The following is a 19,971-nucleotide window of genomic DNA, read 5'->3' on the forward strand; positions in this document are numbered from 1 at the left end:
TATGAGCACGATGGCCCGGGGCGCTGCCGGCTCAGGTGAGGACGAGCGGGCCGGCGTCGATCAGCAACGACGGGACGACCACGCTGTCCATGAACGTCTGGTCGCCGATCTCCCGGACCGCGCCGACCGCCAGTACGGCGTTCAGCACCTCGTCCATCCGGAACGTGAAGCGCAGCTGCGGATGCCAGGCAACGAGCTTGCCGTCCTCGGCCCAGTACGTCGCGTCTCGTGTGGTGCCGGTGACCAGCGTCTGCTTCGGGTGCAGCACTCGCAGGTAGTCGAGCCGGTTGACCACCAGACCACTGCCGCAATCGGCGAGCAACTCGTCATCGCTTGCGTCACCGGCGTCCAGCAGCAGGTGGGACGGCACCGGGTCGCCGCCGAACCGCCAGCCGTCGGGTACGGCGTGACCGGTCGGGACACCACCGGTCAGCTCGGCCCGGCGCCGGTCGGACACCACCCCGGTCAGCACGCCGCGATCGATCAACGGCGTACGTCGTCGAACGTTGCCTTCAGCATCGAATCCGCTGAGCAGCCCGGCTGTGTCGGTCGCGTCGTCGACAAGGGTCAGTTGCTCACTGACCACCTGCTGCCCCATCCGGCCGGCCAGCACCGATCGGCCGCTCGCGTAGTGCTGGGCGCCGAGAGCCCAGTGCCCGAAGGTCGCGATCAGCGTGTTCACCGCGGACGGCTTGAGCAGCACCCGGCACGTGCCGCGAAAGGGCTCGCGCACCGGCAACGGGCGCAACGCGTCCCGCAGCCGGCCGGCAATGTCGCCTACCGGGATCAAGTCGGCGTCGCGATGGACCAGCTTCACACTCGCGGATTGGCCGTCCTGCTTGGCGATCGCCTGGATCGATGCCTTGGTCAACGTTTCGGAGCGGAACAGTCCGGCCGAGTCCGCGACGACGCGGTCCAGCACGTCGTACCGGATCGCGCCGCCGAGGCGGGCGGACTCGTCAAGGCCGTCGCGTACCGTGGTGAACCATTCGTGCCGGACGGCGGGATCGCAGTCCAGGATCGACTTCGCGGGCTCCACCACGACCTGCTCCAGCTCGGACGCCGCAACCGAAGGTGTCAGCTCGGGCTCACCGGCCGGGGCCGGGAGGTCGGCGAGAGCCGCGGTCAGCCGATCCGCAAGAACCTGTACGGCGGCCGGCTCGAGCGTCTCCAGGGTGCCGCCGGCGGTCCGGGCTCCCCGATTCACCTTGACCCGGACCCGGAGCCTGCGTTCGCTGTGCTGGGCGGTGATCTCGGATTCGGCGTACCGCAGCAGTTCCGCGTTCTCGCCGAGGACGTCCAGGCGGGTGCCCGGGCCGAGGATGTCCAGCGCCTGCTCGATGTCTGTCCGCTCGATGCTCATCGTCCCACCTGCACGTTCTGGAAACGTCCCGGCACGGTGCCGTGACCGACATGAGCCACCTGCAGCGGCTCGCCCTTGTTGCACGACGGGACGCCGTGCACCTTCCACTCGTCCGGACCGCCGAGCGCGTCGAGACCGGCCCAGAACTGCGGGGTGACGCTCTGGTAGCTGCAGTTCTTCAGCAACCGGCCGAGCTTGCCGTCGCGGATCTCCCAGCCGAGTTCGGTGGTGAACCGGAACGACATCCGCTGGTCGTCGATCGAGAAGCCGCGGTTGGTGTCGACCAGGATGCCGCGCTTGGTGCCGGCGATCATCTCCGCCAGCGAGGATTCCCCCGGCTCCAGGCAGATGTTGGTCATCCGGACCAGCGGCAGCCGCTGCCAGCCGTCGGCCCGGGACGCGCCGGTCGGCTGGTCGCCGAGCGCCGCCGCCGACTCACGGCCGGACATGTAGCCGAGGAAGATGCCGTCCTTGACCAACTGGGTCCGCTGGGCCGGCACCCCCTCGTCGTCGTACCCGAACGAACCCAGTCCGCCGGGGATGGTGGCATCGGCGTACGCCGAGACGATCGGCGAACCCCAGCGGAAGTTGCCGCGCCGCTCAGGCGTCGCGTACGTCCCGCCGGCCAGGCTGGCCTCGGTGCCCAGCGCCCGGTCGGCCTCCATCGGATGACCGGCGCACTCGTGCAGGACCATGGCCAGCTGGTTGCCGCCAGCAATCAGTGTGGTGACCTCGTCGGGGCACTGCGGCGCGGTCAGCAACGCGACCGCCTCGGCCGCGACCCGGGCCGCGTTCTCCACCAGGCCGAGCGATTCGACGTGCTCCCAGCCCGCGGTGGCGAAGTCGCCGCGCTGCCCGCGGATCTGCCGGGGAACGCCCTGCGGGAACGAGCGGCGCTGCAGGTCCTCGCCGTTGCCGGCGTTGACCATCAGGCCGCCGCCGCTCTCGGTCAGCGTCTGCTCGATCAGCGCGCCCTCGGTGTTCGCGAACACCTTCTCGTCGCGGTACAGGTCGATCGACGCCTCGATCTGCTGGACCAGCGGACCGGCCGTCGACGCCTCCTTGACGGCGGCGGACAGCAGGTCGAGCTTGGTGGACAGCGCAACCTCGAACGGGTCGACGCGCATCGGCGACGACCAGGTCGCCCGCGTCGTCACGGGATCGCCGAGCGCCACATGACCGCCGCCGCCGGCGGCGCGAGCTTGTCCGACCGCCTGCGCGATCACGCTGTCGAGGCCGTCCGGGTCCAGCCGGTGGGTGGCGGCGAAACCCCACTGCCCGCCGATCAGGACTCGCAGCCCGAGGCCGAGCGAGTCGTCGTACCCGACCTCCCCCGGGCCGTCGAGCTCGACCAGCACCTGCTCATGGGTACGCCGGACCACCCGGATGTCGCCGTACTGCACGTCCGCGGGCAACAGGGCCAGCACGGTCTCGGCAGTGTCTCGCATCACTCGGACCTCCGATTCGGGACGGGGTGAAGCCTCACCGTAGCAGACACTACGAGATTTTGAATAGAGGTCGTGAGTACTACAGAACTGGCTGACGGACAGCAGCCGGCCCCGGTCCGCACAGGGCGCGGACCGGGGCCGATCGTCAACAGGGGCAGGCGTTTCAGCGTTTCTTCGGCCGGACGTCGATCGCCAGGCTGATGCTGAACGCCACGACGATCAGCGCGCCGCCCAACAGGGTCAGCCCGGTGTCACCGAACAACTTGGCCGTCATCGCGGCGAACAGCACGAGCAGGGCGAGCACCACGGCGACCGCGATCTTCCAGTCGTCGCCGATGATGAAGTCGTACCAGAACTGCCCGAAGGCCTTGAGGAACTTCATTTCTTCACCTCCACCGCGATATCAGGGGCACCCACCGGCGCCGGAGCGGCCGGCTTGCGCAGGGCGGCCACGAAGATCCGGCTGAGCACCAGCCAGGCGGCGATCAGGACCAGGATCATCAGGTCGTGCCCGGGCCAGTTCAGGCTTTCGCGGCCGTCGCGGAAGATCCCGATCCCCTCGACCGCCCAGTACGTCCCGAACGAGGCGAGCAGCAGGCCGACGCCGTACTTGAGCAGGTTCTCGTTGATCATCGACAGCGGCCGGCGCAGCGCGATCGCGATACCGAGCACGATCACGACGGCCGCGGCGGCGCCGAGGCTGGCAGCCGGGATGTTGTTCGCGTTCAGGCCGAAGGTCAGCACGATGAAGACGACCTCCATCCCCTCCAGGAACACACCCTTGAACGAGACCATGAACGCGAACAGGTCCAGGCCGCCCTTGCTCTCACCGGCCGACTTGGCCGCCTCCACCTCCTCGCGGTAGATCGCGTCCTCGTCATGGACGGCCTTGCGTCCGGACGATCTGAGGATCGCCTTCCGCAGCCACTGCAGTCCGAAGATCAGCAGCAGACCGCCGATGGCGAGTTGCAGCGCAGACTCCGGGAGCCAGTTCGCCAGCGCGTAGCCGGCCGCGAGCGTCACCACCGCGAGCGCGCCGAGCGCCGCGAACGTTCCGATCAGCGCCGACTTCCAGCTCCGCGTGTAGCCCATCGCCATGACGATCGTGGTGGCTTCCACCATCTCCACGAAACACGCGACGAACGTCGCGACGATCAACCCCCACGTTGCCGCGTCCATCTCTCACATCCTCAGGTTGATGAAACATATGTTGCAAGCAACGATAGTTACGTCGTTCTAAGTGTGTCAATGCGTCGGCGTTCAGGACGGGTCCGGGCATGCCGAAGCACCCGAGGTGATCAGGGAGTCACCTCGGGTGCATCGACAGGGAGGGTCAGGCCAGGGCCGCTACCAACGTGCTCGCGGAGATGTTGCCGCCGCAGGACACCACGGCGACCCGCTTGCCCTCGAGTTCGGTACGGCGGGCCCGTGCGGCCGCGAACGCCATCGCGGCCGAGCCTTCGATCAGCTGGTGCTCGGTGTCGATCACGGTCCGCAGCGCGGCGCTGATCGCATCCTCGCTGACCAGCACCCACTCGTCGACCAGTTCACGGCAGAGGTCGAACGTGATGCTGCCCGGCTCGACGCTGCCCGCCGTACCGTCGGAGAGCGTCTGCTGGGCGTCGACCTGGATGATCTTCCCGGCCCGCACAGACGCCGCCATCGCGTCGTCACGCACGGGCGAGGCGCCGTACACCGTGATCCCCGGCAGGTGCTTCTTGAGCACGGACGCGACGCCGCTGATCAGCCCGCCGCCGCCGACCGCGACCACCACCGCGTCGAGCGGCGCACCGCCCAGCTGCTCGAGGATCTCGACGGCCACCGTGCCCTGGCCGGCGATGATGTCCGGGTCGTTGTACGGCGGCACGTAGGTCAGGTCGTGCTCGGCCGCATACGCCCGTGCCTTCGGCTCGAGTACGCCGGAATCGTTGCCCTCGGCCCGGATCTCCAGGCCGAGCCGGCGCAGCGCGGCGACCTTGCTCGGCGACGCGTTCTCCGGCAGGTAGACGATGCCGTGCCCACCTAGCGTTGCAAGCGCGTTGCCGACCCCGAGTCCGTGGTTCCCGGTCGAGGCGGTGACCACCCCAGCCTGCCGCTGCTCGTCGGTGAGGGTGAGGATCTTTGCCATCGAGCCGCGGGCCTTGAACGAGCCCGTGCGCTGCAGGTGCTCGCTCTTCACCAGCAGCTCGGCGCCGAGTTCGTCGCTCAACGCGCCGTACCGCACGAACGGCGTCGGCGGCAGGTGCTCACGCAGCCTCGGTGCGACCCGTTCCGAGCGCTCGGCGGCTTCCGCGGGGCTGAACGTCATGCAGTACTCCTATCCGGTTGCCACTGACAGCTGGGCCCGGAGCCCGGCGCGCAGCGGGATACACATCGGTTTACCACTCACCGGGTGAGGCACGACCTTGGACTCCACCCCGAAGACGTCCCGGATGGTGTCGCAGGTGAACACGTCCTCGGGAGATCCTTGCGTGACGAGGGCCCCGGACTTCATCACGAACACGTGGTCGGCGTACTCCGCGGCCATGTTGAAGTCGTGCAGCACCATCGCCACCGTCTTGCCCTGCTCCTGGTTCAGCTGGTGCAGCAGGTCCAGCACCTCGAGCTGATAGGCGACATCGAGGTACGTCGTGGGCTCGTCGAGCAGGATCAGGTCCGTGCCCTGGGCCAGGCAGAGCGCGATCCACACCCGCTGCCGCTGACCACCGGACAGTTGGTCGACGTGCTGGTGACGCAATTCTGCGGTGCTGGTCACGGTCATCGCCCACTCGACCGCCTCCTTGTCGGCCGCGCTGGGCACCTTCAGCGAGGTGCGGTGCGGGTGCCGGCCGAACCAGACCAGGTCCTCGACCGAGATCGACTCGGGCGTGACCAGGACCTGCGGCAGGATCGCCAGCAGCCGGGCCACCTCCTTCGTCGGAGTGTCGTGGATCGACTTGCCGTCCAGGATCACGCTGCCCTTGGCCGGCGGCAGCAACCGAGCCAGAGCCCGCAACGCGGTGCTCTTCCCGGAGCCGTTCGGTCCGATCAGCACACTGACCTTGCCGTCGGGGATGGTCAGGGTCAGGTCACGCGCGATGACGTTATGGTCATAGGCGAGTTGCACGCCTTGTGCCTGCAAGCGCATGGCAGGTCTCCTACTTTCCGGTCTTCACGAGCAGGTACAGGAAGTACGGGCCACCGACCACGGCCGTCACCAGCCCGGCCGGGATCTCCAGCGGCGGCGCGAGGCCGCGCCCGATCATGTCGGCGAACAGCATCAGCAGTACGCCGAACAACGCGGCCGCGGGGATCGACGCCAGGTGTCTGCCGCCGAACACACGCCGAGCCATATGCGGGGCGATCAACCCGACGAAGCCGATCGTGCCGGCCACCGCGACCGCGGCCGCGGCCAGCGCGACCGCGAACAGCAGCAACATCCGGCGGGTCTTCTCGACCGGCTCACCGAGTCCGGCGGCCAGGTCGTCGCCAAGCCCGAGTACGTCGAGCTTGCGCGCCCAGACCACGATCAGCGGCACCAGCACGAGCACCCAGGGCAGGATCTCCAGGACAGCACTCATCGACCGGCCGAACAGGCTTCCGGTCAACCAGATCAGCGCCGCACTGACATCAAGAGGTTTGCGAACCAGCAGGAACCGGATACCGGCCTCGAAGGCCGCGCTGACCGCGATACCGACCAGCGCGATCCGCACCGGTGTCGCACCACGCCGGTAGGCCAGCAAGTACACCAGCCCCGCAGCCAGCAACCCGCCGACGAAGGCCGCCGGCACGACGGCCAGCACCGGTACGCCGGGGATCGCGAGCAGCAGCAACATGCCGCCGAAGCCCGCACCCTTGGTGACGCCAATGATGTCCGGGGCCGCGAGCGGGTTGCGGATCACACCCTGCATCACGGCGCCCGACACCGCGAGCGCCGTACCGATCAACCAGCACAACAGGACCCGCGGCAGCTGGAAGTCGAACACGATCGCCGCCGCCTGGTCGGACCGGTCGCCGACGAGGGCGTGCAGGACGTTGCCGAACGACACCTCGGTCGCGCCGATCTTCAGGCTGTAGATGCTCAGCAGGACCGCCAGGACGCCGAGCGATCCCATCAGAGCTGCTGGATGCCGCTTGGCCAGCGACGTCCGCCGGACGTGCTGCGCGACGATGCTCGTGCTCGTCATGAGGTCACCTTCTGTCGCCGGGCCAGGTAGACGAAGATCGGGGCGCCGAGCAGGGCCGTGACCACGCCGGCGGGGACTTCGAACGGCGGCTTGACGTAGCGGGACACGATGTCGGAGTACAGCACCAGCACGCCGCCGCCCAGCGCACACAACGGCAGCAGCACCGTGTAGCTGGAACCGACCAGGCGGCGCATGATGTGCGGCACTACCAGGCCGATGAACGCGACCGGTCCGGCCACGGACACCGCCGCACCGCACAGCACGATCACCAGCGCCGACCCCAGCGTCCGGGTCCGTTCGACGTTCTGCCCCAGTCCGCGGGCCATGTCGTCACCCAGCGACAGCAGGTTCAGCGGCCGAGCCATGGCGAACGCACCGATCAGACCGAGGACGAGCCACGGGAGCATGTTGCGCACGTCCTGCCAGCCGGCGAAGTTGACGCCGCCGACCAGCCAGAACAGCACGCTGTCGGTGGAGTTCTCGTCGAAGATGATCAGCACCTGGGTCAACGAGATCAGCAGACTGCTCGCGGTCACACCGGCCAGCGCCATCCGCACCGGGCTGACCCGGCCGCGTCCGGAGCCGGCCAGCAGCATCACCGACACACCGGCCGCGGCCGCCCCGCCGAACGACAGCAGGATCGTCGGCGCACCCGACAGCGACGGCACGACGGTGATCGCCAGTACGACGACGAACACCGCTCCGGCGTTCACTCCCATGATCTCCGGCGCCGCCAGCGGGTTGGCCGCGACCGCCTGCATCAACGCACCGGCCACCGCCAGGGCGGCGCCGACGCAGAGCGCCAGCACCACCCGCGGCATCCGGATCGACTGCAGGATCAGCTCGTCGGAATCCTTGGCGTTGAAGATCGCTCCCGGCAGCCGCGACAACGAGATGTGCTGACTGCCGATCGACAAGCCCCACGCGATCCCGGCCACGAGCAGCACCAGGAGGACCAGCGACACCCAGGTGACCCGCTGCCTGCTGGTGACGATCTTCGGGCGCCGGTGGGCGGCGTCCTCGGTCGTTTCGGGCACAGTGCCCACGGACAGGCTCATGTCACTTCCCGTAGAGCATCTTGATGGCTTCTTTGGCGACCACTTCGGAGGCGATCAGACCCCGCGAACGGGACCACTCGTTCGGATCGACGTCGTAGCTCGCGTTGTTCTTCACCGCCGGGATCTCCTTCCACAGCGGACTCTTCGCCCACTGGTCGCGCAGCGTCGGTCCGTCGTTGGGGGCAATGAACATCACGTCCGGCTTGGTGGCGACCAGCGTCTCCAACGTGAGCGAGACCGACGCATCGCTCGAGCTGTCCGGCAGCGGCGACTTGATCCCGATGGCCGACAGCACCCCCGGGGTGTACGCCTTCGGCGGAAACCCGGTGAAGCCCTTGTCCGAGGCGCGCACGAACAGGGCCTTGCGGTTCTCGTCCGCGGGCGCCGTCGCCTTCAGGTCGGCCATCGTCTTGGCGTGCTCGGCCAGCCGGGTCTTCATCTGGTCGCACTTGTTCAGCGCGATGGCTGTGGACATCTCACTGTCCAGCACCTGCTGGTAGTTGCCGTTCAGGCTGGCGTAGGCGATCGTCGGTGCGATCTTCGACAGCTGCGCGTAGATGGCCTTGTGCCGGCCGCTGTCGGCCACGATCAGGTCCGGCTTCAGCGCAGTGATCACCTGGATGTTCGGCGTCGCTCGCAGGCCGACCGACTTGTAGGGTCCGACCTTGTCACGCAGCGCGGGGATGATCCGCTTCGGCTGGTCGTCGTCGGCAACGCCGACCGGCGACATCCCGACCGCGACGAGCGCGTCGACGAACGAGTACTCCAGCGCCACCACGCGGGTCGGCGTACCGGTGATCGTGGTGGTGCCGAGGTCGCTCTTGACTGTGCGGGTGGCCTTGCCGCACTGGTCCAGGTTCACGTCCGGGCTGACGCCTTCGGCGGCAGCGGCCCGGTCGGCGTTCGGCGCCGCGCCGGTGGAGGATGTGGAGGCGGAGCCGCCGCAGCCGGACAGGGCGACCGCGGCGGCGGTCAGGGTGACGGCGACGGCGAAACGCCGCAACCTCGAGGTTCGGTGGGACATGGCATTCGCTCCTGATGTCGACAATGCCTTGCAGGGGGTGGGTTTCAGCCAGCCGCTGTGAGGGACAGGGCTGGATCGTCGACGTCCGGGCGGTCGGACAGACCGGGGCCGTCGTAGAGGTTCCAGGGAGCCTGCCGGTAGCTGTTCGCGCAGGGCAGGCCGGGAGTCAGCCGGTAGGTGCCAGTGGTCAGATCGACCAGGCTGGACACGATCGTGGCGTAACGGTCGAGCTCGTGCCGGCGCGGATCGACGTGCTGGCAGACGGCGTTGGGATGACTGAAGTGGTCGCTCATCGTGTTCTGCACGATGGTCTCGACAGCCTTCTCGGTGGTGCCGTCGCGGCGGACCTGAGCCAGGCCCTCCTCGACGCGCGGCACCCGGTAGAGCGAATCCACCGAGAACGGCCGGTAGGTGTCGTTGATCTGCGGCGGGACGAACGCCTGGAAGTGGTTGCCGTGGACAAGTAGTCCGTCGGTCGGGTACATCCAGCCGTGACGTCCGGGCGTGGTCTCGACGTCGATGGCGAAACCGTCGCGGTGGGTCAGCAGCAGGTTGCTCGACAGGTTCTGGCGGGCTCCGAAGACGACCTGCAGGGCGTCGTACAGGTCCCAGCTCTCCAGCACCATCCGGCGGACGAACGTGCCCGGTACGGCGAGACCGCGGCCGAAGCCGGCGCCCAGACCGTTCGCGTTCAGGGACAGACCGGCCGAGTTCGCGCCGTGCCGGGCCAGCTGGCCGGCCTCGACGTGCCCGATCACGGTCGGCTTGCCCGGTTGCGAGATCCGCAGCAGCACGATCGTGTCGGCGACTCCGGCCCACAGGTCCCAGTTCTGTCCGGACCAGACGTGTCCGAGCGGATTGGCCGCCGGCAGGATCGCGAACGACGTACAGCCGTCGTCGCGCTGCTCGTCGTCCTGGTCGTCGTCCTGGTCTTCGGGTTCGAACGGGTTGCCGCGGGTCAGCTCGCCGCGGCTGTTCAGCGCGAGGATCTCGGCGAACGTGCGGCCGGAGCCGTCCGCGATCCCGCGGACCTCGTCCAGCAGCTCGGGAGCGTGCGGCTCGATCACCGGGACCCAGTGCGGCGCGCGCTCGAGGACCTCGCCCCAGCTCAGGCCGGTGGCGCGCGGGACGGACTCGGCGTAGAACGCCAGCGAGCGCTCGATCAGGGGCCGTGCGGCCTCGCCGTACTGGCGGCCGCGATCGCGGGCGTCGGCGCCGGAGATCTCGATGGTCGGAAGGTGTGCCACGGAAGTCGCTCCAGGGGCTCGGCGGAAACTGGACACGCGCCGTTCGTTGTGTTCACTACGAATATTCGTCTGACGGTAGTGATTGCTACAATCCCTGTCAACGGGTCGGCGCATCGTTTACCTGGCGGTCACACACCGGGCCGGATGACATGATCTGCGTACTGACAGGCACAACTGGGAGCCGGAGGAGCCGACGTGACCGAGACCAAGGCGCCCACCCTGCCGGAGCGGGTGGCGAGCCGGATCGACTCGCTGACCGCGACCGAGCGGAAGATCGCCGAGTACCTGTCGGCCCATCCGCAGGAGGCCGCGTTCTCCTCGGCCGAGGAGCTCGGCCGAGCCACCGGGACCAGCGATGCCAGCGTGGTCCGCACGGCCAAGGCGCTGGGATTCGACGGCCTGCCAGGCCTGAAGCGATCGCTACAGGGCGAGCTGCAGGCGCTGCTCAGCCCGGCGAACCGGCTCAGCAACAGCCTCGCGTCGTTCGAGGACGGCGCCGAGGGAATCCTCACCGCGACCCTGCGTGACCACGTGGAGCGGCTCCAGCAGGCCGAACGGACCATCGACCCGGAGGCCTTCGCGCACGCCGTCGAGCTGATCGACTCCGCCCGCGAGACGATCATCTGCGGATTCGCCGGCCTGGACGGGATCTCGGCGTACACCGCGACGCACCTGACCCGCATCGGCCGCCGGGCGCGGGCCGCGTCGGACACCGGCTACCGGTTGGCCGACCGGCTGCTCACGCTCGGTCCGGAGGACGTGGTCGTGGTGATCGCCCACAACCGGATCATCGTGGAGACGCGCGTGATCCTCGATCTGTGCGCGGAGGTCGGCGCCCGGGCCATCCTGATCACCGACACCCTCGGCGAGGCGTTGGGCGACCAGGTCGACGCCGTGCTGTCGGCGCCGACGAGCCGTCCGGGGACGTTCACCAGCCAGGCGACCGTGCTGATCCTGCTCGAGGCGCTGGTGATCGCGGTGGCCGCGCAGGACCAGGAGCGCTCGCTGCAGACGACCGACCGGATGAACCAGCTCCGGGAAGAACTGATGGGTTTCTCCCGCGCCGACGAAGTCGCCCTGAACCTGCCGGCCGCACGGCGCAAGCACAACCGCGACGCTTAGACCGTGCCTTCGGTGCGTTCGTAGACGTCGGCTTCGAACTCCTCCAGCAGGCGCTCGCAGTCGGCCACCTTGGCCCGTGCCAGCTCCTTGCCGTCGGCATCCATCCAGTCGCGGTCCTCCACCTTGGCGAGCCAGCGGCGGAGCTTCTCCAGGTCCTGGCGGATCTCCTCGGCCTCCTCGAAGGTGTAGTTCTCCCGGAACCGCTCGAACTCGATCTCCTTGACGAACTTGGTCTCGCACTCCTCGACGATCTCGGCGTACTCCTTGGCCGACTGGACCCGGAAGCCCTCGACGAACTGCTCGCGGGCGTCGTCGTCCAGATCGGTCAGGGTCAGGAACACGCTCGAGCCGCCCAGTTCGGTGACCCGCTCGCGGACCTTCTCCATCCCGGCCCGCAGATCGCCGCGGTCCGGGAGCACGCACACGGCCTGCTGCACGTAGAACCCGCCCAGGCGCTTGAGGTCCCGCCACACCGCGACCCGGGCCCGGGACGACTCGCTGGGCACCTTGTAGATGAGCAGCAGCCAGCTCTCGGGGCTCTTGGCCTTGGTACGTCGGGTCGCCATGCCGGACAGGTTATCCGCTGACACAGGACCGCAGCCCGTCGACAAGGTACGGCATCACCTCCTGCCAGTCCGCGACCAGCCCGACGTCGCAGTGCGCGAAGATCTCCGCGGCCGGGTCGGTGTTGATCGCCACGACGGTTCCGGCGCGTCCGGCCCCGGCCAGGTGGTTCAGGTTGCCGGACAGTCCGACGGCCAGGTACATGCGCGGGGCGACGCTGCGGCCGGTGATACCGATCTGGCGCCCGTGCGGGAGCCAGCCCTGGTCGGTCACCTTGCGGGTGGCCGCGAGCTCGGCGTTGAGGAGGACGCGGACCGGCTCCAGCTCGTCGTACTTCTCCGGCGGTACGCCGCGACCGACGCCGATAACGACCTCCGCACGGTCGAGCGCGTCGCCGTCGTCGCCGGTACGTCGTTCGGTCCGGGTGATCGCGGTATCGGGCTCGACATGGAGTGTGAGCTGCTCGAGCGGCCGGTCCGCCCGCGGAGTGCGCAGCGGGAGCAGACCGGTCCTCAGGGTGGCGATCTGCGGGGTCCCACGACTGAGGATCTCAGCCAGAGTGCCGCCGCCGGACGGCTTCAGCCCACTCAACCGCCCGTGCTTCGCAGACAAGCTGACAAGATCCGACATCAACCCGGCGTCAAACGCCACGGCCAGCCGCGCAAGCACTTCCCGATCCCAGGGCAATGCGGCTCCCAACACAGCCCATGGGCGGCCCTCCCCCATCCACTCCACCAACGCACGAGCCACAGCACGCGGTTCGTCCCCATCCAGCACCACAACAGAGTCAGCACCCCACCGAGCCAGGTCCTGATCTCCGGTGGTCGTGACAGCGACAACCGCCCCACCAACCTCACCTGCAAGCCCAGCCGCCGCGCCCAACAACGCCCGAGTCCCCTCAACAGACCCAGCCCCAACCAACACCACCACCGCCGCGCGGCGCCCGGAGGGCGGCGTGTGGACGGGCTCGGGTGAGGTTGCGGCGGTCTGGGGTTGGAAACAACCTCGGGCGGTTAGTTCGGCTAGGGCTCGGGTGGCTTGGGATTGGGGGTGGCCTCGGAAGATGACGGGGTTGCGGGTGAGAGGGGCCGGGTGGACCTGGGCGACCTTGGTAGGGCTGGCGGAGAGGCCCCAGGGGGCTTCGGGGAGGTCGGTGGTGGTGACCACGCGGACTGTGTCGGGTGACGGCCAGGTGTCGGCGGGGGCCTTGGCAGGGTCGCAGGAGCGTTCGGCTACTGCTACTACCGCGGGCAGGTCGATGGTGACCGACTCCGTGCCGGTGTCGTACTGGACTGTGGTGCGAAGCCGACCATCGACTGGCTCGAGAGACAAGACAGGCCCGGTGAAGGGCAGGCCGAGGAGTTCGGCGAGCATGGCGCCGACGGCTCCGGTGCTGCCGTCGACCGAGCTGTTGCCGACCAGGATCAGATCCGGCGGATCGTCCTGCAGCCGGATCGTGGCCGCCAGCGCCCGTGCGGTCACCAGACAGTCCGACCCGGCCAGCGCGGGATCCGACAACTGCACCGCGTCGTCGACACCCCAGGCCAGCGCCTCACGCAGTACGTCGACAGCCGCGGGCGGGCCCATCGTGATCGCCGTACTGCGACCGCCTGTCTCCCGCGCCAGCCGCACGGCCTGCGCCACGGCCCGGCGGCACCACGGGTTCATCTCCGCGACCGAACCGGCCCGCTCGAGCCGGCCGTCGGCGTCGAGACGCCCACTGTGATCACCCTTGGGCACCTGCTTCACCAAGGCCGTGACGACAAGATTCATGACAAGCCAGTTCCTACGGCTAGACCGATGGCGAAGGTGACGGCGGCCGACAGGCCACCGAGGAGCAGTTGGCGGCCGCCGCCGTACCAGAACGGGCGGGCGGTGATCTTGCCGACGATGCCGCCGGTGACGACCAGGCCGAGGGCGCTGAGCACCAACGCCGGCAGCACCGAGACGGCCCCGAAGATGAACGGGAGCAGCGGAATCACGGCGCCGATCGCGAACGCCGCGAACGACGAGCCGGCCGCGACCCACGGTGACGGGAGATCGTTGGGGTCGACACCGAGTTCTTCGCGCACGTGGACGTCGAGCGCGACCGCCGGGTCGGACGTCAGCTCCCGCGCCACCTCGGCCGCGAGCTCCGGACGCAGGCCCTTGGCCTCGTACATCATCGCGAGCTCGCGCTCTTCCTCGTCCGGGTGGATCTCGAGCTCGCGCCGTTCGATCGCGATCTCGGCCTTCATCAGCTCGGTCTGGGACGACACCGAGGTGAACTCGCCGGACGCCATCGAACAGGCACCGGCGACCAGGCCGGCCAGCCCGGTCATGATCACGACCTTGCCGGTCGCACCGCCGCCGACCACTCCGGCGACCAGTGCGAAGTTCGACACCAGGCCGTCCATCACGCCGAACGTCGCCGGCCGCAGCCAGCCGCCGGTCACGTCGCGATGGGAGTGGTGGAGCTCGGGGGTTTCGGTTTCCGCAACTTCCGCGGTCATGGGGGACATTCCTTCCGCAGGGTAGGTGAGCCTTCCCGCACTGAGGTTTGCGTAACCTCAGTTAATCTGCATCACCTGTTACAACAGTCTATTCGTTACTTCTCGTCAGCGCCAACGGCACCTCGGTCCGCGGCCGACAAGTGCTGCACGGTGACGCCGGTGGCGGTCATCGTGCGGGTCACCGCCCGGCCGCCGTACACCCAGTAGATGACCAGCTCATCCCTTCCACGGTTGATGAACTGGTGCGGTACGCCGGCCGGCACCCAGGTCGCGTCACCGGCCTCCAAGTCGACGCGCTCGCCGTCGATCACCGCGGTCGCCTGGCCCGCGAACACCAGCACCGACTCCTCGACGTTGTGCGAATGCATCGGGATTTCGGTGCCGACGGCAAACGTTGTGGTGCCGGTGGTGATCCGGTTCGCGTCGCAGTTCCAGGCGCCGACGTACGGGACGGTCCGGACGCCGCTGCCGCGGTCGAACACCTCGGTCTCGGCCGGCCGGATCACCAGTCGGGGTGCGGGCTCGGGTGACCAGACGGTCTTCACGTTCATGAACTCGCGCATGCCGTAGGCACCGAGCTCGCGCCCGTACCCGGACTGCTTGATCCCGCCGAACGGCAGGCGCGGGTCCGACGCGACGATCGCGTTCACGAAGACCGCGCCGGCCTCGATCCGCCGTACCAGGTCCGCCGATCGCTCGGGGGACGTCCAGAGCGAGGCGCCGAGGCCGAAGTCGGTCCGGTTCGCGAGCTGGATCGCCTCGTCGGCGTCAGCGGCCCGGACGACGGCCGCGACCGGACCGAAGGTCTCCTCGTCGAACGCCGCCATCCTCGGCAGCACGTGATCGAGCACTGTCGGCAGGTAGAAGAACCCCGGCCCGGCCGGAGATCCCCCGCAGACGAGCGTGGCTCCCGCTTTGACCGTACGGCGTACCTGGTCGTGCAACGTGTCCCGCAAACCGTCGCGAGCCAGCGGGCCGAGGGTCGTCTCGCGGCGGAGTGGATCGCCGACGACGAGCTTCTGGATCTCGACCGTGAACAGGTCGACGAACTCGTCGGCGACGGACTCCTCGACGATCAGCCGCTTCGCGTTCACACAGCTCTGGCCGGTGTTGAGGAAGCGAGCCTTCACCGCCGCCCGCGAGGCCGCTTCCAGATCGGCGTCGGCGAGGACGATGAACGGGTCGGATCCGCCGAGCTCGAGGACCTGCTTCTTCAGCGCCTGGCCGGCCTGGGTCGCGATGATCCGGCCGACCTCAGTGGAACCGGTGAACGTCACCGCGGCGATCCGGTGGTCGGTGATCAGGCCGGCGACCTGCTCGGTCTCGACCAGCGCGACCCCGATCAGACCGCTCGGCATGCCCGCGTCAGCGAGGACGGACTCGATCGCGAGCGCGCTCTGCGGCACGGTGTTCGCGTGCTTGAGGATCGCGCCGTTGCCGGCCGCGAGGGCAGGGGCGGCGAAACGGAAGAACTGCCAGAACGGGAAGTTCCACGGCATCACGGCCAGTACGACGCCGAGCGGCTCGACCTCGATCCGGCCCTGCGCGGTGACCTGTTCGGCGGCGAGGAAGCCGGCCGCGTTGGCCGCGTAGTACTCGCAGGTGATCGCGCACTTCTCGATCTCGGCCTCGGCCTCGGTGATCGGCTTGCCCATCTCGGTGCTGATCAGCTGCGCGAGACCGTCCTTGCGCGCGCGGAGGGTGTCGGCGATCGACTGCATGAGTGCGGCGCGTTCGTCGACGGATGTCAGACGCCAGTTGCTCTGGGCAAGCAGTGCGGCGCCGAGCAGGCGGTCGACGCGGTCCTCGTCGTACGGCTCGAAGGTCGCGAGTTGCTCGCCGGTGGCGGGGTTGATCGAGGCGATCACAGGGTGTGCCCTTCGGAGAGGCGGTGCAGGACATAAGGGAGGACGCCGCCGTGGCGGTAGTAGTCGTGTTCGCGGGGCGTGTCGAGGCGGACGCGGAGCCGGTAGGTGCGGCCGGCGGAACGTGCGGTGGCTGAATCGTCGTCGTGCAGTTCTATGTCGATCGGGGCCTCGCCGGTGAGGTCGTCGCCTTCGCCGGGGAGGAATTCGAGCGGGAGGATGCCGAGGCCGACCAGGTTCGAGCGGTGGATCCGCTCGAAGGACTGGGCCAGGACGGCGCGGACACCCAGCAGGGCAGGGCCTTTGGCGGCCCAGTCGCGGGACGAGCCGGTGCCGTATTCCTTGCCTGCGACAACGACGATCGGCACGCCGGCCTTTTGGTATGCCATCGCGGCGTCGAAGATCGAGGTAACTACGCCGTCGGGTCCACGGGTCAGTGGGCCTTCGACGTCGAGGAGTTGGTTGCGCAGGCGAACGTTGCCGAAGGCACCGCGCATCATCACCTCGTGGTTGCCTCGGCGGGAGGCGTAGGTGTTCAGCTCGGTCTCGCCGAGGTGTTTCAGGTAGCGTCCGGCGACGCTGTCGCGCGGGATCGCGCCGGCGGGCGAGAGGTGATCGGTCGTGACGGAGTCGCCCAGGCGGACCAGCGCGCGGGCGCCGTGGAGGTCGTTGGCCGGTTGGGTGAAGTAGTCCGGTCGCTGGAGGTACGTCGAGTTGCCCCAGGCAAACGTCTCACCCAGCGGCGCGTCGAGGTTCTGCCAGCGGTCGTCGCCGGTGAACAGGTCGTCGTACGCGTGTTTGAAAAGGTCCGGGTCGAGCACATCCCGCAGTACCGCGTCGATCTCGGCGGGGTCGGGCCAGATGTCGCGCAGGTAGACGTCACCGCTGAGCGGCTCGTTCAGCAGGTCGATGTCGATCCGCCCGGCGAGCGCGTACGCGATCACCAGCGGCGGCGAGGCCAGATAGTTGAGCTTTACGTCGGGCTGGATCCGGCCTTCGAAGTTCCGGTTGCCCGACAAGACGGCTGCCACCGTCAGATCCTGCTCGCGTACGGCGCGGGCGACGTCGTCGATCAACTCCCCCGACGCCCCGATACACGTCATACAACCGAACCCGGCCAGGTGAAACCCGAGCTTCTCCAGGTACGGCGTCAACCCCGCCGCCCCCAGGTAATCCATCACCACCCGAGACCCCGGCGACAACGTCGTCTTGACCCAAGCCCGACTGCCCAATCCCCGCTCCACAGCCTTCTTGGCCACCAACCCAGCCGCCACCATCACCGCCGGATTAGACGTATTCGTACACGACGTAATAGCCGCCACCACCACCGCCCCATGCCCCAGGCCAACGCCAGCCAACTCCCCCTTCCCCAGCGGGTCCGCCGCCTCCCCACGCTCCACCGCGTCAGCCGACTCCCCCTGCCCGAACAGGCCTACCGACCCCACTGGCTCCGGCTGCTGGTTACGTCCCGCCGCGCCGGTGCGGGGACCTTTGGGGAGTTCGGCTTCGGTGGCCTGCTTCGTGTGGGTCAAGGGGATTCGCTGGTTGGGGCGGCGGGGGCCGGCGATGGAGGGGACGATTGTGGAGAGGTCGAGAGTGACGTTCTCGTCGTACAGCAGGTTGGCGTCGGGGTCGTGCCAGAGGCCCTGGGTGCGGGCGTAGGACTCGACCAGGGCGACCTTGGCGGGTGGGCGGTTGGTGAAGCGGAGGTAGTCGAGGGTTTGGTGGTCGATGGGGAAGTACGCCGCGGTCGAGCCGAACTCGGGGCACATGTTGGCGATCGTGGCGCGGTCCGGGACCGGGAGATCGGCCAGCGCGGGCCCGGTGAACTCCACGAGCTTGCCGACGACGCCGTGCGCGCGCAGGGTTTCGGTGATCGTGAGGACCAGGTCCGTGGCTGTCGTCCCGGCCGGCAGCGAACCGGTCAGTGTCACACCGACGACGGGTGGCAGGACCATCGACACCGACTGGCCGAGCATCGCGGCCTCGGCCTCGATGCCGCCGATCCCCCAGCCGAGTACGCCGAGGCCGTTCACCATCGTGGTGTGCGAGTCGGTCCCGAGGCACAGATCCGGGAACACCCACCCGTCCCGCTCCTCGACCACCCGCGCCAGGTACTCCAGGTTGATCTGATGCATGATCCCGGCCCCGGGCGGCACGACCTTCAGCTGCCGGAACGTCTGCTGTCCCCAGCGCAGGAAGCGATACCGCTCGGCGTTCCGCTCGTACTCACGAGCCACGTTCAGCCGCAGCGCGTCAGGCCGGCCGAACACATCCACGATCACCGAATGATCCACCACCAGCTCCGCCGGGATCACCGGATCGACCAGCGCCGGGTCCTTGCCCAACGCAACCATCGCGTCCCGCATCGCCGCCAGGTCGACCAGCACGGGTACGCCGTTCGTGTCGTGCAGGAACACCCGCGACGGATACACCTCGAGCTCACCGGTCACCCCCGGCTCCCACGAACGCAACGCCTCGGACGAAGTCCCGTGCCGGAGTGCGTTCTCGAGCAGGATCCGCAGAGTCCGGGGCAGATGATCCGGCGCGACCCCTGCCAGCAGCTGGATCACGTCGCCGCACCGATGGTGGCGACGACCGCGTCGGTGAAGGCGACGGTACCGGCAGCGCCGCCGAGGTCCGCGGTCCGCGTCCCTCGCGCGACGGTGGTCCGCAGCGCCTGCTCGACGCGTTCGGCGGCCTCGCGGGCGCCGAGCCAGTCGAGCAGCATCGCGCCGGACGCGATCATCGCGGTCGGGTTCGCCAGGTCGCGGCCGGCGATGTCGGGCGCCGAGCCGTGGGCGGCCTGGGCCATCGCCCGCTCGTACGAAGCGTTGATCGACGGCGCGATGCCGAGCGATCCGGCCAGTTCGCCGGTGAGGTCGGACAGAATGTCGCCGAACATGTTCTCCGTCACGAGTACGTCGAAGTCCGCCCCGTGCCGGACCAGATGCACGGTCATCGCGTCGATGTGGAAGTCGTCGACCCCGAGCTGCGGATAGTCGGCCGCGATCTCGCGGCAGATCTCCAGGAAGAACCCGGTGGTGGTCCGCAGCACGTTCGCCTTGTGCACGATCGTCAGGTGCCGGCTCCGCCGCAGCGCCAGCTCGCACGCCTGCCGCGCGATCCGCTCGATTGCCGGCCGGGTGAAGATCCCCATCGCGATCGCCACGTCCTTGGTCGGCATGAACTCGCCGGTGCCGCGGTAGGTACTGCGATCCGCGTAGAACCCCTCGGTGTTCTCCCGCACCACGACCAGATCGAGCCCGGGCACCAGCGCCGGCGTCCCCTCGAACGCGCGCGCCGGCCGGATGTTCGCGAACAGGTCGAAGTGCTTGCGCAGGAACCCACTCGGGTTCAGCCGGGCCCGGTGTTCGGCCGGGTACGACGCACTGTCGTGCGGACCCAGCAACCATCCGTCGAGCTTGTCCAGCGTCTCGACCGTGACGTCGGGCAGTGCACTGCCGTGGGTCTCGATCGCGGCCGCACCGACCGGCAGCGGAACCCACTCGACCGGCTCGGCCCCGGCCGCGGCCAGGCCGGCGTCGAGGACCCGGACAGCCGCCGGAACGATCTCCGGCCCGATGCCGTCGCCGTCGAGAACTCCTAGTCGATGCGTCAT

Annotated in this window: 17 protein-coding genes; 1 reads left to right on the top strand and 16 read right to left on the bottom strand. The window is 68.8% G+C overall.

What is annotated here, in order from left to right; all coding sequences use genetic code 11:
• Nucleotides 1–31: 31 nt before the first annotated feature.
• From ABT313_RS25310 to ABT313_RS25355, 10 genes are all read right to left on the bottom strand, one after another.
• On the bottom strand, nt 32–1,363 hold the full coding sequence (locus ABT313_RS25310; protein ID WP_350858605.1) for a metallopeptidase TldD-related protein: 1,332 nt from the start codon (nt 1,361–1,363) through the stop codon (nt 32–34).
• Nucleotides 1,360–2,811: a TldD/PmbA family protein gene (locus ABT313_RS25315; protein WP_350858607.1), complete on the bottom strand. Its 1,452-nt coding sequence runs from the start codon at nt 2,809–2,811 to the stop codon at nt 1,360–1,362. Before ABT313_RS25315 ends, ABT313_RS25310 begins: the two co-directional genes overlap by 4 nt.
• Nucleotides 2,812–2,974: 163 nt before the next feature.
• Nucleotides 2,975–3,193, bottom strand: a complete 219-nt coding sequence (locus tag ABT313_RS25320; protein WP_350858610.1) for a hypothetical protein — start codon at nt 3,191–3,193, stop codon at nt 2,975–2,977.
• The gene (locus tag ABT313_RS25325; protein WP_350858613.1) at nt 3,190–3,990 is read right to left on the bottom strand and encodes a COG4280 domain-containing protein; all 801 of its coding nucleotides are present in this window, start codon (nt 3,988–3,990) and stop codon (nt 3,190–3,192) included. The genes ABT313_RS25320 and ABT313_RS25325 overlap by 4 nt, the downstream gene beginning before the upstream one ends.
• Nucleotides 3,991–4,144: 154 nt before the next feature.
• The gene (locus tag ABT313_RS25330; protein WP_350858616.1) at nt 4,145–5,119 is read right to left on the bottom strand and encodes a pyridoxal-phosphate dependent enzyme; all 975 of its coding nucleotides are present in this window, start codon (nt 5,117–5,119) and stop codon (nt 4,145–4,147) included.
• A 9-nt stretch (nt 5,120–5,128) separates the two neighbouring features.
• Nucleotides 5,129–5,938 carry an ABC transporter ATP-binding protein gene (locus ABT313_RS25335; RefSeq protein WP_350858619.1) on the bottom strand — a complete coding sequence of 270 codons (810 nt, stop codon included), beginning with the start codon at nt 5,936–5,938 and terminating at the stop codon, nt 5,129–5,131.
• A gap of 10 nt (nt 5,939–5,948) precedes the next feature.
• Nucleotides 5,949–6,977: a FecCD family ABC transporter permease gene (locus ABT313_RS25340; RefSeq protein WP_350858622.1), complete on the bottom strand. Its 1,029-nt coding sequence runs from the start codon at nt 6,975–6,977 to the stop codon at nt 5,949–5,951.
• On the bottom strand, nt 6,974–8,035 hold the full coding sequence (locus ABT313_RS25345) for a FecCD family ABC transporter permease (RefSeq protein WP_350858625.1): 1,062 nt from the start codon (nt 8,033–8,035) through the stop codon (nt 6,974–6,976). Before ABT313_RS25345 ends, ABT313_RS25340 begins: the two co-directional genes overlap by 4 nt.
• Nucleotide 8,036: 1 nt before the next feature.
• On the bottom strand, nt 8,037–9,059 hold the full coding sequence (locus ABT313_RS25350) for an ABC transporter substrate-binding protein (RefSeq protein WP_350858628.1): 1,023 nt from the start codon (nt 9,057–9,059) through the stop codon (nt 8,037–8,039).
• 44 nt (nt 9,060–9,103) lie between these two features.
• Nucleotides 9,104–10,306, bottom strand: a complete 1,203-nt coding sequence (locus ABT313_RS25355) for a C45 family autoproteolytic acyltransferase/hydrolase (protein WP_350858631.1) — start codon at nt 10,304–10,306, stop codon at nt 9,104–9,106.
• A 195-nt stretch (nt 10,307–10,501) separates the two neighbouring features.
• Here ABT313_RS25355 and ABT313_RS25360 point away from each other — a divergent pair, with 195 nt between their 5' ends.
• Entirely contained in the window at nt 10,502–11,428 is a 927-nt protein-coding gene (locus tag ABT313_RS25360; protein WP_350858634.1) for a MurR/RpiR family transcriptional regulator, read from the top strand.
• Here ABT313_RS25360 and ABT313_RS25365 read toward each other — a convergent pair.
• From ABT313_RS25365 to ABT313_RS25390, 6 genes are all read right to left on the bottom strand, one after another.
• The gene (locus tag ABT313_RS25365) at nt 11,425–11,994 is read right to left on the bottom strand and encodes a Chromate resistance protein ChrB (protein WP_350858637.1); all 570 of its coding nucleotides are present in this window, start codon (nt 11,992–11,994) and stop codon (nt 11,425–11,427) included. The two genes, ABT313_RS25360 and ABT313_RS25365, sit on opposite strands and share 4 nt — an antisense overlap.
• A 10-nt stretch (nt 11,995–12,004) precedes the next feature.
• Nucleotides 12,005–13,765 carry an FAD-binding protein gene (locus ABT313_RS25370; protein ID WP_350858640.1) on the bottom strand — a complete coding sequence of 587 codons (1,761 nt, stop codon included), beginning with the start codon at nt 13,763–13,765 and terminating at the stop codon, nt 12,005–12,007.
• On the bottom strand, nt 13,762–14,484 hold the full coding sequence (locus ABT313_RS25375; protein ID WP_350858642.1) for a VIT1/CCC1 transporter family protein: 723 nt from the start codon (nt 14,482–14,484) through the stop codon (nt 13,762–13,764). Before ABT313_RS25375 ends, ABT313_RS25370 begins: the two co-directional genes overlap by 4 nt.
• 95 nt (nt 14,485–14,579) lie before the next feature.
• Nucleotides 14,580–16,352, bottom strand: a complete 1,773-nt coding sequence (locus ABT313_RS25380; RefSeq protein WP_350858645.1) for an aldehyde dehydrogenase family protein — start codon at nt 16,350–16,352, stop codon at nt 14,580–14,582.
• A complete protein-coding gene (gene acnA / locus ABT313_RS25385) occupies nt 16,349–18,922 on the bottom strand; it encodes an aconitate hydratase AcnA (protein WP_350858647.1) in 2,574 nt (857 codons plus the stop codon). The genes ABT313_RS25380 and acnA overlap by 4 nt, the downstream gene beginning before the upstream one ends.
• Nucleotides 18,919–19,971: an isocitrate/isopropylmalate dehydrogenase family protein gene (locus ABT313_RS25390; RefSeq protein ID WP_350858650.1), complete on the bottom strand. Its 1,053-nt coding sequence runs from the start codon at nt 19,969–19,971 to the stop codon at nt 18,919–18,921. The genes acnA and ABT313_RS25390 overlap by 4 nt, the downstream gene beginning before the upstream one ends.

The sequence above is a fragment of the Kribbella sp. NPDC000426 genome, from assembly GCF_040300265.1.
In the GTDB taxonomy this organism is placed as follows: domain Bacteria; phylum Actinomycetota; class Actinomycetes; order Propionibacteriales; family Kribbellaceae; genus Kribbella.

Bases quoted from the DNA above. Each gene is read 5' to 3' on its own strand.
- ABT313_RS25345 (WP_350858625.1), bottom strand. From the start codon at position 8,035: ATGAGCCTGTCCGTGGGCACTGTGCCCGAAACGACCGAGGACGCCGCC.
- ABT313_RS25390 (WP_350858650.1), bottom strand. From the start codon at position 19,971: ATGACGCATCGACTAGGAGTTCTCGACGGCGACGGCATCGGGCCGGAG.
- ABT313_RS25330 (WP_350858616.1), bottom strand. From the start codon at position 5,119: ATGACGTTCAGCCCCGCGGAAGCCGCCGAGCGCTCGGAACGGGTCGCA.
- ABT313_RS25365 (WP_350858637.1), bottom strand. From the start codon at position 11,994: ATGGCGACCCGACGTACCAAGGCCAAGAGCCCCGAGAGCTGGCTGCTG.
- ABT313_RS25370 (WP_350858640.1), bottom strand. From the start codon at position 13,765: ATGAATCTTGTCGTCACGGCCTTGGTGAAGCAGGTGCCCAAGGGTGAT.
- ABT313_RS25340 (WP_350858622.1), bottom strand. From the start codon at position 6,977: ATGACGAGCACGAGCATCGTCGCGCAGCACGTCCGGCGGACGTCGCTG.
- ABT313_RS25310 (WP_350858605.1), bottom strand. From the start codon at position 1,363: ATGAGCATCGAGCGGACAGACATCGAGCAGGCGCTGGACATCCTCGGC.
- ABT313_RS25350 (WP_350858628.1), bottom strand. From the start codon at position 9,059: ATGTCCCACCGAACCTCGAGGTTGCGGCGTTTCGCCGTCGCCGTCACC.
- ABT313_RS25375 (WP_350858642.1), bottom strand. From the start codon at position 14,484: ATGACCGCGGAAGTTGCGGAAACCGAAACCCCCGAGCTCCACCACTCC.
- ABT313_RS25320 (WP_350858610.1), bottom strand. From the start codon at position 3,193: ATGAAGTTCCTCAAGGCCTTCGGGCAGTTCTGGTACGACTTCATCATC.
- ABT313_RS25335 (WP_350858619.1), bottom strand. From the start codon at position 5,938: ATGCGCTTGCAGGCACAAGGCGTGCAACTCGCCTATGACCATAACGTC.
- ABT313_RS25325 (WP_350858613.1), bottom strand. From the start codon at position 3,990: ATGGACGCGGCAACGTGGGGGTTGATCGTCGCGACGTTCGTCGCGTGT.
- ABT313_RS25315 (WP_350858607.1), bottom strand. From the start codon at position 2,811: ATGCGAGACACTGCCGAGACCGTGCTGGCCCTGTTGCCCGCGGACGTG.